This window comes from Aeromonas rivuli (genome assembly GCF_000820045.1).
In the GTDB taxonomy this organism is placed as follows: Bacteria; Pseudomonadota; Gammaproteobacteria; order Enterobacterales; family Aeromonadaceae; genus Aeromonas; species Aeromonas rivuli.
Genome location: NZ_CDBJ01000005.1, coordinates 1 through 15,215 on the forward strand (window position 1 = coordinate 1; position 15,215 = coordinate 15,215).

13 protein-coding genes and 1 pseudogene are annotated in these 15,215 nt (G+C 60.0%); 8 read left to right on the plus strand and 6 right to left on the minus strand.

Translation table 11 applies throughout. The annotated features are described in order from the left end of the window. Window positions 1-172: 172 nt before the first annotated feature. The gene (locus tag BN1130_RS00625; protein WP_042039626.1) at window positions 173-1,084 is read right to left on the minus strand and encodes a LysR family transcriptional regulator; all 912 of its coding nucleotides are present in this window, start codon (window positions 1,082-1,084) and stop codon (window positions 173-175) included. Between the two features lie 146 nt (window positions 1,085-1,230). Between BN1130_RS00625 and aguA the strand changes: the two genes are divergently transcribed. From aguA to BN1130_RS22015, 3 genes are all read left to right on the plus strand, one after another. Beyond that, window positions 1,231-2,328, plus strand: a complete 1,098-nt coding sequence (gene aguA, locus BN1130_RS00630; RefSeq protein WP_042039627.1) for an agmatine deiminase — start codon at window positions 1,231-1,233, stop codon at window positions 2,326-2,328. Between the two features lie 281 nt (window positions 2,329-2,609). After that, complete coding sequence (locus BN1130_RS00635; RefSeq protein ID WP_042039640.1) at window positions 2,610-4,313, plus strand: amidase; 1,704 nt, start codon at window positions 2,610-2,612, stop codon at window positions 4,311-4,313. Between the two features lie 114 nt (window positions 4,314-4,427). Further along, a protein-coding gene (locus tag BN1130_RS22015; protein ID WP_370736592.1) for an IS3 family transposase occupies window positions 4,428-5,782 on the plus strand; the annotation gives its coding sequence in 2 pieces (ribosomal slippage) (window positions 4,428-4,925 and window positions 4,928-5,782; 1,353 coding nt in all). Window positions 5,783-5,944: 162 nt separating this feature from the next. On the opposite strand, the gene BN1130_RS00650 is transcribed toward BN1130_RS22015, so the two are convergent. Next, window positions 5,945-6,511 carry a hypothetical protein gene (locus BN1130_RS00650; RefSeq protein ID WP_042039630.1) on the minus strand — a complete coding sequence of 189 codons (567 nt, stop codon included), beginning with the start codon at window positions 6,509-6,511 and terminating at the stop codon, window positions 5,945-5,947. A gap of 882 nt (window positions 6,512-7,393) precedes the next feature. Between BN1130_RS00650 and BN1130_RS23255 the strand changes: the two are divergent. Then, window positions 7,394-7,495 (plus strand): annotated as a pseudogene (locus BN1130_RS23255) (subclass B2 metallo-beta-lactamase); the annotation flags it as partial. An 84-nt stretch (window positions 7,496-7,579) separates the two neighbouring features. Here the strand turns inward: BN1130_RS23255 and BN1130_RS00655 are convergent. From BN1130_RS00655 to BN1130_RS00665, 3 genes are all read right to left on the minus strand, one after another. Beyond that, entirely contained in the window at window positions 7,580-8,035 is a 456-nt protein-coding gene (locus tag BN1130_RS00655; RefSeq protein WP_042039631.1) for a GNAT family N-acetyltransferase, read from the minus strand. Window positions 8,036-8,071: 36 nt separating this feature from the next. Beyond that, window positions 8,072-9,313, minus strand: a complete 1,242-nt coding sequence (locus BN1130_RS00660; RefSeq protein WP_042039633.1) for a DEAD/DEAH box helicase — start codon at window positions 9,311-9,313, stop codon at window positions 8,072-8,074. Between the two features lie 218 nt (window positions 9,314-9,531). Then, a complete protein-coding gene (locus BN1130_RS00665; protein ID WP_042039634.1) occupies window positions 9,532-10,020 on the minus strand; it encodes a hypothetical protein in 489 nt (162 codons plus the stop codon). Between the two features lie 198 nt (window positions 10,021-10,218). Between BN1130_RS00665 and BN1130_RS00670 the strand changes: the two genes are divergently transcribed. Then, entirely contained in the window at window positions 10,219-12,114 is a 1,896-nt protein-coding gene (locus BN1130_RS00670; RefSeq protein WP_042039635.1) for a PhoX family protein, read from the plus strand. Between the two features lie 82 nt (window positions 12,115-12,196). Here BN1130_RS00670 and BN1130_RS00675 read toward each other — a convergent pair whose 3' ends face one another. Continuing rightward, the gene (locus BN1130_RS00675; protein WP_042039636.1) at window positions 12,197-12,757 is read right to left on the minus strand and encodes a gamma carbonic anhydrase family protein; all 561 of its coding nucleotides are present in this window, start codon (window positions 12,755-12,757) and stop codon (window positions 12,197-12,199) included. Window positions 12,758-13,004: 247 nt separating this feature from the next. Between BN1130_RS00675 and BN1130_RS00680 the strand changes: the two genes are divergently transcribed. From BN1130_RS00680 to BN1130_RS00690, 3 genes are all read left to right on the plus strand, one after another. Continuing rightward, the gene (locus BN1130_RS00680) at window positions 13,005-13,652 is read left to right on the plus strand and encodes a ribonuclease T2 family protein (RefSeq protein WP_042039637.1); all 648 of its coding nucleotides are present in this window, start codon (window positions 13,005-13,007) and stop codon (window positions 13,650-13,652) included. A 96-nt stretch (window positions 13,653-13,748) separates the two neighbouring features. Next, window positions 13,749-14,009 carry a helix-hairpin-helix domain-containing protein gene (locus BN1130_RS00685; RefSeq protein WP_042039638.1) on the plus strand — a complete coding sequence of 87 codons (261 nt, stop codon included), beginning with the start codon at window positions 13,749-13,751 and terminating at the stop codon, window positions 14,007-14,009. 55 nt (window positions 14,010-14,064) lie between these two features. Continuing rightward, window positions 14,065-15,108, plus strand: coding sequence for an NAD(P)H-dependent flavin oxidoreductase (locus BN1130_RS00690; RefSeq protein ID WP_042039639.1), 1,044 nt, complete (start codon window positions 14,065-14,067; stop codon window positions 15,106-15,108). Window positions 15,109-15,215 lie beyond the last annotated feature (107 nt).

Consider the following 15,215-nt stretch of genomic DNA (forward strand, 5'->3'; position numbering starts at 1 on the left):
GTCCTACATCTATTCTTTCAACCAGATCAAGGCCGGTTGCTGGGCGTGCCGCTGAGAGCGTGCCAGACGCAGCGGGCTTACACCGGGCTCACCAGTTCCTTCATCAAGTCTTTCAACCAGATCAAGGCTGGTTGCTGGGCGTGCCGCTGAGAGCGTGCCAGACGCAGCGGGCTTACACCGGGCTCACCAGTTCCTTCATCAAGTCTTTCAACCAGATCAAGGCCGGTTGCTGGGCGTGTACCGGATGCCAGACGCAGTTGAGGTGGTAATCGGGCACCGCCTCCGGCAGCGGCAGGCTCTTCAGCGGCCAGTGGTTGGCGAGCAGCTCGGCCACCATGCTCGGCAGCACCAAGAGGTGATCGCTCTGGCTGACGATGGCGGCGGCGGACATATAGCTCTGGCTGTTGACCGAGATGGTGCGGCTATGACCCAGGCTCTGCAAATAGCGGTCGAGGCTCGCCTCCGAGGTGCCGAGCGGCGAGTGGAACACGTGGGGCATATCAATCAGCTGCGCGAGGGTGATGCGCTCCTCCTCCAGCTCCAGGGTGGCGCGCACCAGCCCGGCCAGGGGCTCGGTGAGCCAGGTCTCCTTGCCCAGATAGCCCGGCACCTGCATGTACTCGTCAAACCCCAGCACCAGATCGATCTCGCCGCTGGCAAGCTCCGCCTCCGGCAGGGTGTCGCGCAGTATGCGGATCTCTATGGTGACCCCGGGGGCCAGCTTCCTGAGGCGCTGGATAAGGGGCGGGATCAGCACGCACTCCACGTAATCCGTGGTGCAGAGCACGAAGCGGCGCTTCGACTGGCGCGGCTCGAACAGCTCCTCCTCCCAGAGCTGCTGCTCCAGCAGCCGCAGCACCTGCTGCACCCCCAGATGCAGCCGCTGGGCCCGGGGGGTCGGCAGCATCCCCTGAGGGGTACGCACCAGCAGCGGATCGTCAAAGAAGGCCCGCAGGCGATTGAGGGCGTGGCTCATGGCGGGCTGGCTGATAAAGAGCGACTCGGCGGCGCGGGTCACGCTGCCTTGCGTCATCAGGGCGTCAAGGGCGAGCAGCAGATTGAGGTCGAGCTGGTGCAGTTTCATGGAGGGATTATTCGCGCTGTTTATGGGACAATCCATCCTATTCATTTGATGGATGGGCACGCAACTTCTTACACTGCGACCCACTCTTATTTTTCCAGGGTTCCCAGGTCAAGGTGGGGGCCTCAATCCATGCAAGGAGCCTTGCGATGAGCATCAAGACCATCAACTCCATTCCGGCCGCCGACGGCTTCACCATGCCCGCCGAGTGGGCACACCAGCAGGCCGTCTGGATGATCTGGCCGTTCCGCCCGGACAACTGGCGAGAGGCCGGTCGCTTCGCGCAGGCCACCTTCGCCAAGGTGGCGGATGCCATAGGTCAGGCCACCCCGGTCTTTATGGGGGTCCCCGCCCAGTTTATGGAGCAGGCCCGTGGCCTCATGCCCGCCCACGTCACCCTGGTGGAGATGAACAGTGATGACTGCTGGGCCCGCGACAGCGGCCCGACCATAGTCACCAACCGCGCAGGCGAGTGCCGTGGGGTGGATTGGGGCTTCAACGCCTGGGGCGGCCTCAAGGGCGGCCTCTACGCCCCCTGGAACCAGGATGAGGAAGTGGCAGCCAAGATGCTGGCCGAGCACGGCATGAGCCGCTACGACGCGCCGCTCATTCTGGAAGGGGGCTCCATCCATGTGGACGGCGAAGGCACCTGCATGACCACGGCCGAGTGCCTGCTCAACGAGAACCGCAACCCGCACCTGAGCAAGGATCAGATCGAAGCTTACTTACGCGACTACCTCGGCGTGACCAGCTTCATCTGGTTGAATGAGGGCGTTTATCTGGACGAGACCGACGGCCACATCGACAACATCTGCTGCTTCGTGCGCCCGGGTGAAGTGGCCCTGCACTGGACCGACGATGAGAACGATCCCCAGTACGCTCGCTCCGTGGCCGCCCTCAAGGTGCTGGAAGCGGCGGTGGATGCCAAGGGTCGCAAGCTGAAAGTGTGGAAGCTGCCCCAGCCGGGCCCGCTCTACTGTACTGAAGAGGAGTCCGCCGGTGTCGAGAGCGGCAGCGGTGTGCCGCGCGAGGCCGAAGGTCGTCTGGCCGGTTCCTATGTGAACTTCCTCATCACCAACGGCAGCATCGTCTACCCGCTGCTGGATGCCGCCACTGATGGCGAAGCCCAGCGCATTCTGGAAGAGATCTTCCCCGAGCATAAAGTCGTCGGCGTACCGGCTCGCGAGATCCTGCTGGGCGGTGGCAATATCCACTGCATTACCCAGCAGATCCCCTCCGGCAAATAAGAACCGGATGACGATCCTGCTGCGAGGCCGTGATCAAGGCTCATGTGCTGCTCGCTTATGTGAAACCGAGGGCTCACGTATGTTTATACGCTCCGGTTCCTGTGCTGCTCTTCACTGAGCTTCCGGCCTCTCGCGACGGGTCGTAAACCGGTTCCAGCTGGTATTCAAAACCCCACGCCGTGGGGTTTTATCTCTTGATGGTGTGATGGTCGCAGGCGCCGATGCGGCGATCATCATGACAAACAGTCACCCTTTTACAGGAGATCCCCATGATCGCCAAAATGGTAGATGTCACCGAGGTTTCCATTGCCGAGCTGCGCGGTGCGCTCGAATCAGGCCGCACCACAGCGGTCGAACTGGTCAAGGCCTATCTGGCCCGGATCGAGGCCTACAATGGCCCAGAGACTGCCACCAAACTCAACGCCGTGGTGGTCGCCAATCCCGATGCGCTGAAAGAGGCCGAGGCTTCCGATGCCCGCCGCGCCCGTGGTGAAACTTTGGGTCCTCTGGACGGCATCCCCTACACCGCCAAAGACAGCTATCTGGTCAAGGGGCTGACCGCCGCCTCCGGCAGCCCGGCTTTCAAGGATCTGGTGGCCCAGCGCGATGCCTTTACCGTTGAGCGGCTGCGCGCCGCCGGTGCCATCTGCCTTGGCAAGACCAATATGCCGCCCATGGCCAATGGCGGCATGCAGCGCGGCGTCTACGGCCGTGCCGAGAGCCCCTACAATGCCGACTACCTGACCGCGCCCTTTGCCTCCGGCTCCTCCAACGGGGCCGGCACCGCCACCGCCGCCAGCTTCTCTGCCTTCGGTCTCGCCGAAGAGACCTGGTCGAGCGGCCGTGGCCCTGCCTCCAACAACGGCCTCTGTGCCTATACCCCGTCCCGTGGTGTCATCTCGGTGCGCGGCAACTGGCCGCTGACTCCGACCATGGATGTGGTGGTGCCCTATGCCCGCACCATGAATGACCTGCTGGAAGTGCTCGACGTAGTGGTGGCTGACGATGCCGACACCCGTGGCGATCTGTGGCGCATGCAGCCCTGGGTGCAGCTGCCCAAGGCCTCCGAAGTGCGTCCGGCTTCCTATCTGGAACTGGCAGCCAAGGCCGATGCCCTCAAGGGCAAGCGCCTCGGCGTGCCGCGCATGTTTATCAACAAGGATGAGCTGGCCGGCACCAGCGAGCACCCCGGCATCGGCGGCCCGACCGGTCAATGTATCCACACCCGCCCCTCGGTGATTGCCCTCTGGGAAGAAGCGCGCAAGGCGCTGGAAGCCGCTGGCGCAGAAGTCATCGAAGTGGACTTCCCCCTGGTCTCCAACTGCGAAGGGGACCGACCCGGCGCGCCGACCGTGTTCAATCGCGGCATCGTGAGTCCGGAGTTTCTCAACGACGAGCTGTGGGAGCTCTCCGGCTGGGCGTTCGACGACTTCCTGCGTGCCAACGGCGATCCCAAGCTCAACAAGCTGGCCGATGTCGATGGGCCGAAGATCTTCCCCCACGATCCGGGCACGCTGCCGAACCGCGAGGGCGATCTCGCGGCGGGCATGGACGAGTACGTCAATATGGCCAAGCGCGGCCTGAAATCCTGGGACGAGATCGCCACAGTGCCGGACGGCCTGCGTGGGCTGGAAAAGACCCGCAAGCTGGATCTGGAGGACTGGATGGACGGGCTCAAGCTCGACGCCGTGCTCTTCCCCACAGTGGCCGATGTCGGTCCCGCCGATGCGGATGTGAATCCGGCCTCTGCCGATATCGCCTGGAGCAACGGCATCTGGGTTGCCAACGGCAACCTCGCCATTCGTCATCTCGGGGTGCCGACCGTCACAGTCCCCATGGGGATCATGGCCGATATCGGTATGCCGGTGGGCCTGACCTTCGCCGGTCGCGCCTACGACGACAATAACCTGCTGCGCGTCGCCTCGGCCTTCGAGTCCACCGGCAGCAAGCGAATGGTGCCGCCGCGGACGCCGCCGTTGGGGTGATTGGTGTTGGGAATTAAATATCACTAGTTTTTCTGGTGATAGCGAAAAAAACCACCTGCTATTGAAGTGAACCCCGAAAGTTGGACACCCAACGAGTAGGGGTTCTTCGTTTCTATGGCAAAGCAAAAATACTCGACCGACTTCAAGCATCAGGTCGTTCTTCACTATCTCAACGGTCATGACGGTGCCAAAAAGACGGCCGCCCTGTTTGGGGTCGATCATGGCGCCGTTCGCCGCTGGACTGAGCACTGGAAAGTCAGTGGTGAAGATGGCTTGACCATCACGACCAAAGCTTATTCTGCTGAGTTCAAAGAGGAGGTACTGCACTGGATGCAGGAAAATAATGCCTCTTCTCGCAAGGCGGCCGCAGCATTCAAGATCGCCGCGGCCTGCACCGTCAGTCGCTGGACGCGGCTTTATCGTGAAGGCGGTATCATGGCCCTTAGTGACAAACGCACAGAGCGCATCATGGCTTCAGGAAAAAAACCACCGAACAAACCGCTCACCGCCCCCTATCCCACTTTCCACAGTGCCCAGGAAGAGCTCGAATACCTGCGGGCGGAGAACGCCTATCTAAAAAAGCTGCATGCCTTGGCTCGGGAAAAGCAGCAGAGAAAGCAAAAATAGTTTCCGAGCTAAGGCAGGACCATCAGCTGGCAACGCTGCTGCATATCGCTTGGTTGCCACGCAGCACCTTCTACTGGCAGGTGAAGTCAGGTACCAGCACAGGGACCTATGAGCATGAAGCGCAACGGATCAAGGCGCTGTTTCATCACCACAAGGGGCGTTATGGTTATCGGCGGATCACCCTGGCGCTGCGCAACGAAGGGTGCCTAATTAACCACAAGACAGTGCGAAAACTCATGCGAGAGCAGGACCTTGCCTCTAACCTGCGCCGCAAGAAATATCGGTCGTACAAGGGGACATACGGCCATATCGCCCCAAACCTCTTGCAGCGTGATTTTCACGCCGATGCCCCGAACCAAAAATGGGTCACCGATGTGACGGAGTTCAATCTCAAAGGGCAGAAGTTGTACTTGTCGCCGGTGCTGGACCTCTATAACAGCGAGATCATCGCCTGGCAGATGGCAACGCACCAGGGGATGCGGTTGGTGGACAAGATGCTGGATGATGCCTTGGCGACATTAGGGCCCACAGACGCGCCGGTGCTGCACTCGGATCAAGGCTGGCAATATCAGATGGCCAGCTATCAGACGCGATTATCGTCAAGGGACGTGAAGCAAAGCATGTCACGCAAAGGGAACTGCCTGGACAATGCGGTGGTAGAGAACTTCTTTGGACTGCTGAAAAGCGAATGCTGGTTCAACGAAGAGTACGAAGATACAGAGCAGTTGAAACGTGCGGTGGATGAATACATCCACTACTACAACCATGAGCGGATCAAAGTGAAACTAAACGGCCTGAGCCCGGTACAGTACCGAACTCAGGCCATGTTATCCGCCAACTAACGTGTCCAATAAATGGGGTTCACTTCACTATGCGGGTGGTTTTATATTTTATACTTTTAGCTATCTGGCAAGTCAATTTTCTAGTCGTAAGTGCAAGCAGTAATCACATTTAATGTTGTTTTAAATTTGGACTGCTAATATAAGTGTTTATATTTTTCCAATCTACTCAATATAGTATGCGAATTCAACGGCATCTATTTGTGATAGACCATTGTTAACCATTTCATTGCTAATTACTTCTTTTAAGATGGGTTTTCCATCTCTTGCGTAGGGAAATAATGCAGTTACCTTGGCAACAAAACAACCAAGTTGTCTAATGTGAGATATTAGTTCATCAGGCATGACAAGCAATTCCATATCTTTATTGCTATCATCATGAATACTTACCAGTCTAGCCCGAATGATTTGTAATTCAGCAAGAATATCAGCCATGTATATGGCATCAGGTTTTTCTGCTGCAACAATGCAACCCTGAAAGGCCGAACTCACCCACTCTGGGATTTGATAGATATCACCATTTATATATAGTAGATATGGTTCGCTGTTAGGTTCATTTCTCTTTATATAGGCATCCTCTAGAAGGCCGGCGGAATGCTTACAGAAATAGATTAACTGAGTTAATGCTTCTGGCAGGAGAGCTTTTGCAGCTAAAAGATCTCTTTCCCTTTTCTGGTGCTCTGAGTACATAGCGGCAGCAAGAGCAATAATGCTAGCCAAAAGGGCAATCATTGCCGCATTCAACGTTTGCCATGTGTTCCACACACCCTGCACATAACTCCAGTCTAGGCCGCTAATGTAAAATGGGTAAGCAACCATGGAAGTAAGATATAAAAAATAAGGAGTGATGCAAAAAATAAGAAATGTTTATTGAACACAGCTGCACCTTTAACTGGAGTTCTAGAACGCTAGAAAATATAACTGAATACTCGGGAGATATCTATTGCTTCGGGACGTAGGTTCGAATTGTGAAGCGTATTCGGACGTTCGCGAACAGGTCGTGGCCGAGAAGCCACTGACATCCAAAGTATGCTGCCGGTTTGTCATGACCCGGTGCATGGCGGTATGCGGACGATTACGCTGCGCTAATCGACCCTACATAATGGGATTTATTGTTACCTCCCCCTCATCCCCGACCCTTCTCCCGCGAGGGGAGAAGGGGGAAAACAGGCTTCGCTGATTATGCATTGGCTCTGTGGTGCGGGTGAATATGAGTGGCTTGGTATTGGCATGGGCCATCCCCTCTCCCTCGGGAGAGGGGCCGCTATCTGTGTTGTAGGTTCGAATAGCGAAGCGTATTCGGACGATCGCGATAAGGGGTCGCCGAGAGGCCGCAGGAGCCCAGAGTTTCCTGTCTGTCTTGCCATAACTCGGTGCGCGGCGCTATGCGGACGATTACGCTGCGCTAATCGTCCCTACGTGGTTTGTGCATTGCCTTTAATATCGCGTCTTGCGGGGCTGGTGATGATGTGTTCCCAGCATTTTCCCCCGACTTCACCTTGGCTTCACACAACCTCATGCTTCCCTCACAAATCCCCTCTATCTTCTGTGCACTGATAAATGGGCCCGCTTGCCACTGGGGTGGCGAGGGGTTGGTTGTATCGAGGGAGCAAGATGATGAAAGGTTGGATAAAGTGCGGGCTGGCCGGGGCCTTGATACTGGTGGCGAGCTTCTGGGGCGGTAGCGTGCGGGCGGCGGAAGTGCAGCTCACCCAAGATGGCATCGTCGTTTTGGGGCAGATAAACACAGGGGGTTGCACCTGTTCCCCAGCGGATCCTGGCTGTTTTCCTCGACGCTTTTTATTCGGGTAGCCGGGGCTTGAGTGAAATGCCCATGACCTTGTGATCTGGCTCACATTCAATAGCCACCTCTGACCACCCCAAGGATTGATACAGTGCCGGGACATTCGTATAGGCATAGAGAGAGTCTTGTGACGATGCCAATGTCTGTGACACACCGGCATTGATGAGTCGGCTGGCAAGGCCTTTACCCCGGTGTTCTGCACTGACAAACACGGCATTGATCCAGATGACTTCACCGCTGCGATGAGGCTCCTTGAAGCGAGAAAAAGCCAACCCTCCTATCACCACCCCATTCATGACGGCAACCAGCACAGGCGGCAAGCACGCATTTTGGGTGTAAGTATCGCGAAACCAAAAGTCTGGCCACGCCGACTGGAACAGCTGCTCCAGCCGCGCCAAATAGGGCGAGCCTGGTTCGCAACGGATCAGTGCCATTTCATGTGGGGGTGTCATATCTCTCCAATGCGCATAGCGTCTGGTTAAGGGGGCTCAACGTTTACCCTTGCCACCCGCGAGGGCCTGCTTTCTGGCCTTCTGCTTCTGGGCACCCTTGCCGCTGCGGCGCGGTTCGGGATCGAAGCGGGTCAGATCGGGCTCAAAACCCGGGAACCACTGCTGGGGCAAGCGGGTGTCGAGCACGGCCTCCACCTTCTCCAGCAGGGGCGCATCCTCCGGGCTGAACAAGGTGATGGCGAGCCCCTTGTTGCCCGCGCGGCCGGTGCGCCCTATGCGGTGCACGTAATCCTCAGGCTGATGGGGGAACTCCAGATTAATCACGTAGTTGAGATCGCTGATATCCAGCCCGCGAGCCGCCACGTCGGTGGCGACCAGGGCCTGCAAGGTGCCGGCGCGAAACGCCAGCAGCACTTTCTCCCGCGCGCTCTGCGACAGATCCCCGTGGAAGGCGAGCGCATTGATGCCCGCCTTGCCGAGCTGCTGGGCCAGCTTGTCGGCCCCCTGACGGGTGCGGCTGAAGATGAGCACAGGGGCCCAGCCCTTCACCTTGATCAGGTGCTCCACCAGCGCCAGCTTGCGCTCCCCATCCACCGCATAGACCCGCTGCTCCACCTCGGCCGCCGTGGTGTTGCGCGGTGCCACTTCGATAAGCTCGGGGTCGCGCAAGAGCACGCGGCTCAAGGCAAACAGGTTGTCGTCGCAGGTGGCCGAAAACAGCAGGGTCTGGCGATCCGCTGGTATCTGTCTGAGCAGAGCCTTGATCTCGTCCATAAAGCCCATGTCGAGCATGCGGTCCGCCTCGTCGAACACCAGATGGCTGAGGCTCCCAAGGCTCAGGGCCCCCTGGCGCAGATGGTCGAGCAAGCGGCCCGGGGTGGCGATGAGCAGATCCACCCCGGCTTGAAGCGCCTCCACCTGGGCGGCTATGCTGACCCCGCCATAGACCAGGGCGCTGGTGAGGCTAGTGCCCTGCCCGTAGCGCGCCACGCTATCAAAGACCTGCACCGCCAGCTCGCGGGTTGGCACCAGCACCAGGGCGCGGATGGGACGGGAGGAGCCGGCTTGCGGCTGCTGCATCAGCTGCTCCAGCAGCGGCAGCACGAAGGCGGCGGTCTTGCCGGTGCCGGTCTGGGCCCCCGCCATCAGATCCCGCCCCGCCAGAATCACGGGAATGGCGCTGGCCTGAATGGGGGTCGGCGCGGCATAGCCGAGTTCGGTCAGCGTCTGCTGCAGGCGGGGGGAGAGGGCCAGTTCGGCAAAGGAGGCAATGGACATAGGGCACCAGTGTGGGGTTATCGCGGCCAGGGCCGTGACGGGAACAGTGATCGTGGCCGGGATGGTAGCAGAAGCGGGGCCCCTGGCAGAAGGCGGTTGAAGGGATGCCCGGTTGATCGCTCCGTGCTTCTCCTGATAGCGAGGGGGCGGGCTGCTCCCGTTCGCAGCCCTGGATTGTCATGGTCGCTGCAGGTGTGAGGCGAAAACAGGGCTTGTCATCACGGCTGAGCCGCGAGCAGGCTCACCTCGATAAAGCCGAGGTGGTGCATGAACTCGCGCAAGATAAGCAAGGTGGCGGCAAACTCCCTTCCGGCAGGCAAGTCTCTGGCTGCCAGGGGATCCCTCTCTGCCATGGCGGCGAGCTGAGCAAAACTCTGCTCGATGCGGGCCAGGGGCAGCGTGACGGGGCCAAAAAGTGGGGTGAGGAGGCTTGGAGTGAGCCGCAAGGCCGAGCAGGGGGCCAGGTCGGTGGCCAGCGGCATGACGATATCCTCCACCCAGGCGATGGCCTGCTCCAGTTCGAGGGGGCTGGGCGGCTCGCGGTGAAACTGGCCCAGGGTCTGGCCGGGCACCAGGGCTCGATATCCCATGGCAAGGCGCAGGGGTTCCTGCTGTCCCTGCACCAGCCAGCTCTCATGTTCGCCTATGGTCAGCAGGCAGAGATCTCCTTCCCCTGCACCAGCCTGCTCTTTCTGTGACTCATCCATGTTGCACTCTCCCTGATGGTGGGGCTTATCAACCCACCCCTATTGAGGCACAAGTTGTGAAGGCTGCCTAGGGGGCGGTGGCGCTGGCCGGACAAGATTGGCGCTCTTTGTCATCATTGTTTAATAAAACGTCGCCATCCTTTGGCCGGACGCAGTGAGTGGACAATGACGTAAGAGCAGATAACAAGGAAAGAGCAGATGAGCCGTTTTGACGAGATTGATAGCGCCAACCACCCCCGTGAACAAGAGCCCGGATTCAGTCGATTGATCGAGGCGGGGCTGAGCCGCAGGGGCTTTATCAAGGGCGTTGGCGCCGCCAGCATGGTGGCTTTCTTTGCCGCCAGTCCCGTTGCCCGCGCCGTGGCGGCCGCGACCCAACCCTTGCTCGGCTTCCAGGCCGTGCCCGCCTCGGTGGCAGATACCGTGGTGGTGCCGCCCGGCTACAAGGCCGAGGTGCTGATCGCCTGGGGAGATGCGCTGTTCGCCGATGCGCCCGCCTTTAGCCAGGACAATGATGCCAAGGCCCAGGCCCGTCAGTTTGGCGATAACAATGACGGCATGAGTTTCTTCCTGCTTGGCCGGGATCGCGCCCTGTTGGTGGTCAACAACGAATACACCAACTACGAATACCTGTTCAGGGATGGCGGCAAGCAGCTCAGTGCTGCCGGTGTGGCCAAGGCCCAGGCGGCCCATGGCGTCTCCCTGGTCGAGCTGGTTCAGACCGACGGCAAGTGGCAAGTCAATCCCAAGGGCGCGCTCAATCGTCGTATCACCGCCAATACCCCCATGACCCTGAGCGGCCCGGCAGCGGGTCATGTCCTGCTCAAGACCCAGGCCGATCCCGAAGGGCGCACCGCCCTCGGCACCTTCAACAACTGCTCAAACGGCCAGACCCCCTGGGGCACCTACCTCACCTGCGAGGAGAACTTCAACGGCTACTTCGGCAGTGAGGGCAAGCCAGATCTGGACAAACGGGCCGCCCGCTACGGATTGGCCGCCGAGGATGCAGGCTTTGGCTGGCACAAGTTTGACGAGCGCTTCGATCTCGCCAAACACCCCCAGGAGCCGAACCGCTTCGGCTGGGTGGTGGAGATTGACCCCAAGGATCCCGCCTCGACCCCGAAGAAGCGCACGGCCCTGGGCCGCTTCAAGCATGAGAATGCCGCCTTCACCGTCAATCAGGATGGCCGCGCCGTGGTTTATCTGGGCGATGACGAGCGGGGCGAGCACATCTATCGTTTCATCTCCAAGAACAAGGTGGCGCCGGGCAATGATGCGGCGAACCGGGACTTGCTCGACGAAGGCACCCTCTATGTGGCGCGCTTCGATGCCAAGGAAGGGGAGCTCAAGGGCACGGGTCAGTGGCTGCCCCTGGTGCACGGTCTGCATGGTTTGACCAAGGAGAACGGCTTCGCCGATCAGGGGGAGGTGCTCATCTTCGCCCGGGAGGCGGCGACCCGGCTCGGCGCCACTACCATGGACAGACCCGAGTGGGTGGCGGTGCATCCCCATCGTGCCGAGGCCTATTGCACCCTGACCAATAACAAGAACCGCGGCCTCAAGGATAATCAGCCGCTGGATGGTGCCAACCCCCGTGCCGAGAACCCCTATGGTCAGATCATTCGCTGGCGTCCGGCCGCGGGCGATCACGGCAGCGACAGCTTCGAGTGGGATCTCTTCCTGCTGGCGGGCAACCCCCAGGTAAACAAAGAGGGACTGATGGCGGGCAGCGCCAATATCAATCCAGACAACATGTTCAACAGCCCGGACGGGATCGGCTTTGATGAGGCGGGACGGCTCTGGATCCAGACCGATGGCGACTACTCCAACGAGCAGAAGTTCGCGGGAATGGGCAACAACCAGATGTTGTGCGCGGATCCGGCGAGCGGTGAGGTACGCCGTTTCCTGACCGGCCCCATCGCCTGCGAGATAACCGGGCTCACCTTCAGCCCGGACTGGCGCACCCTGTTCGTCGGGGTGCAGCATCCGGGTGAAGAGCTGGCCCCTTCCCACTTCCCGGATGGCGGCAAGCATATCCCCCGCTCAGCCGTGCTGCGCATCACCCGCGACGACGGTGGCATCATAGGGGCCTGAGTCGGCATGCTTATATAAGCAGAGACATCGTCAGAAATGAGAAAGCCGCCCTCGGGCGGCTTTTGTCATGAAGGGGGCGGCGTCAGAATTCGTTGGAGAGCGCCTTGTAACCTTTGACCAGATCGATATTGGTGTGGGCCACGTCTTCGGAGAATTCGGTGGCGTCCACGGTGACGCGCGGGATCTCGGCCAGATCGCTCTGCTGGTTGATGCGGGTGGTGGAGGGGACATAGAAGCCGGGGGGCAGATCGCAACCATCGACCACCGAGTTGTGGCGCACTACACAGCCCTCGCCGATGTGGCAGTTAAAGAGCACCGTATTGAAACCGATGAACACCTTGTTGCCCACCACGCAGGGGCCATGGACGATGGATCTGTGGGCGATGGAGCTGAACTCGCCGATGGTGACGGCGGCGCCGGACTTGGAGTGGATCACCACCCCATCCTGAATATTGGAGTTGGCGCCAATGACGATGGGCTCCATCTCACCGTGTTCATCAACCTCGTCGGCGCGGATCACCGCGTAGGGCCCGACGAAGACATTCTCCTTGATGATCACCTTGCCGCAAATGATGGCGGTTTTGTCGATATAGGCCGATTCGTCGATGACCGGCAGGTGGCCGGAGGGATTTTTGCGGATCATGTCGTATCCTGTTTTGGCTATGGGAAGTTGAGGGGCGCGGCGCCAGCACGGCGCGCACATGTCCCCGAGCTTACCCCCGCGGCCGCGGGTGCGGAACCCCTTACTGGTCTGACCCTGTCGGGACAGGCGGCTTCAAATGGCTGTCAATCTGGGCGGTTTGTGGGATTATCGCGCTATCCATGCCCAGTCCGCCTCATCGCCATGGCCGGACAGTGACGGCTAGTGTTGAGGCGATAAGGAAGATGCCATGACAAGAACAGTGGGCCTGCTCGCCCTCATCACCTTGCTCGCCTTGCCCGCCTCCGTGCAGGCCAAGGGCCGCAGCGGTGATTTTGACTACTATGCCCTGACCCTCTCCTGGTCACCGGAGCACTGCGCCGCCAAGCCCTCGGATCGGGAGCAGTGCAGCCGCAAACTTGGCTTCGTGCTGCACGGACTCTGGCCGCAGTATCTGAAGAGTTATCCCTCCGATTGCAGCACTGAAAGCCTCGCAGGGGATGTGGAGCGCGACTTTCCCGGCCTCTACCCCAGCCGTTTCCTCTATCGCCATGAGTGGCAAAAGCACGGCACCTGCTCCGGGCTGAGCCAGCCGGCATTTCACCAGCTAGCCGAGGATCTGCGCAACAAGGTGCAGATCCCCGCCGATTACCAATCCCCAGCGCAACCGCTGCGCAAGAGCAACTTCGAGCTCAAGGCGGACTTGGCCAGTGCCAATGAGTGGCTGGCCCCGGATACCATCACCCTTGCCTGCGCCGATGGTGGCCGCTTCCTGCGGGAGATCTATATCTGCGTCAACAAGGCGGGTACCGAGTCCATGACCTGCCCGGATGAGATGGTGAGGCGAGAACGCCGCTCCTGTGCCCAGCCAGATTTTCTGCTGCGCAATGTCCGCTAGTCCCGCCGGATCAGTGAGCGAACCAGCGGTGGGATGCCTGTGGCGGCCTGGCCCGGCCAGGCGCCCTGTATAAAGAGAAGAGAGAGGAGAGTCAGCATGGGATTTGATACCAGAGACAGAGCGTTACTGCTTGCCATCAAGGGGGTGGGGCCGACAGTGGTGTCGCGCCTGGAACAGCTGGGCTTCTGTTCCTTTGAGCAACTGGCCCAGGCCAGCAGTCAGGAGATAGTCCAGTTGGTGGCCAGCATGCTGGGATCCAGCTGCTGGCAAAACAGCCCTCAGGCCAGAGGAGCAATAGAAGGTGCCATCGCGTTGGCTAGGCAGGAGGTTGGCATTCGGGAGGCTCATCGGACATGAACAGAGGCGCCGTCGTGATGGCATCCGGAGTCATGAAAGGGATTGAGGCGAGATCATGATGCTGACTGAACTGCTGGGTATCCGCGTTCCGCTTATCCAGGCTCCCATGGCCGGGGTGCAAGGCAGCGCCTTGGCCATTGCCGTCATCAAGGCGGGCGGCTTGGGTTCATTGCCCGCCGCCATGCTGGATGAAACCGGGCTGCGTGATGAGCTGACCAGGATCCGTGCCGCTACGACCTCTCCTTATAACGTCAACTTCTTCTGTCATCAGCCGTTGCCAACCAATGCCCAGCAGCAAGCGCGTTGGCGTCAGGCGCTGGCACCCTACTATCAGGAGCTGGGCTTGGCAGCGGATGCGGTGACCCGGAGTACCAGCCGCTCCCCCTTCGGCGTGGCTCAAGCCGAGATCCTGGCCGAATTTGCCCCGCCTGTGGTGAGCTTTCACTTCGGCCTGCCTGATGAAAGGCTGATGGCGCGCGTCAAGGAACAGGGGAGCCGGATCCTGGCGAGTGCAACGACGGTGGCCGAGGCGCGCTGGCTCGAGGCCAGGGGAGTGGACGCCATTATCGCTCAGGGGCTGGAGGCGGGTGGCCATCGCGGTCACTTCCTCTCGGAAGATCTCAGCTTGCAGCAGGGCACCTTCAGCCTGTTGCCACAGATAGTCGAGGCGGTCTCTTTGCCGGTGATTGCGGCCGGGGGCATTGCCGATGCCAAGGGGATCCGCGCCGCCATGGCATTGGGTGCAAGTGGCGTGCAACTGGGGACGGCCTTCCTCTGTTGCCATGAGGCAACCACATCGCCCCTGCATCGAATGGCCTTGCGCTCGGATGGCGGCTCCCATACGGCCCTGACCCGTTTGTTCAGTGGGCGTCCGGCGAGGGGAATCGTCAATCGGCTGATGAGGGAGCTGGGACCGCTCAGTGAACTGGCACCACCCTTTCCTCATGCCAGCTCCGCGCTGGCACCTTTGCGCGCCGCAGCGGAGCAACTGGAACGGGGGGATTTCTCACCGCTCTGGGCGGGCCAGAACATGACGGGCTGTCATGAGATGGCTGCCGCCGACTTGGTCCAGCAGTTGTCAGCTGCCTTCAGGGACTAAGCCATCGCATCTTTCAGCCATCAAGTCCGGACGATACCGGCGCCAGGATAGGTGAAAGGAGGGGGTGGAAATAGGCCGAAAGCACCTCTTCTGTGGATAAGTTTGTA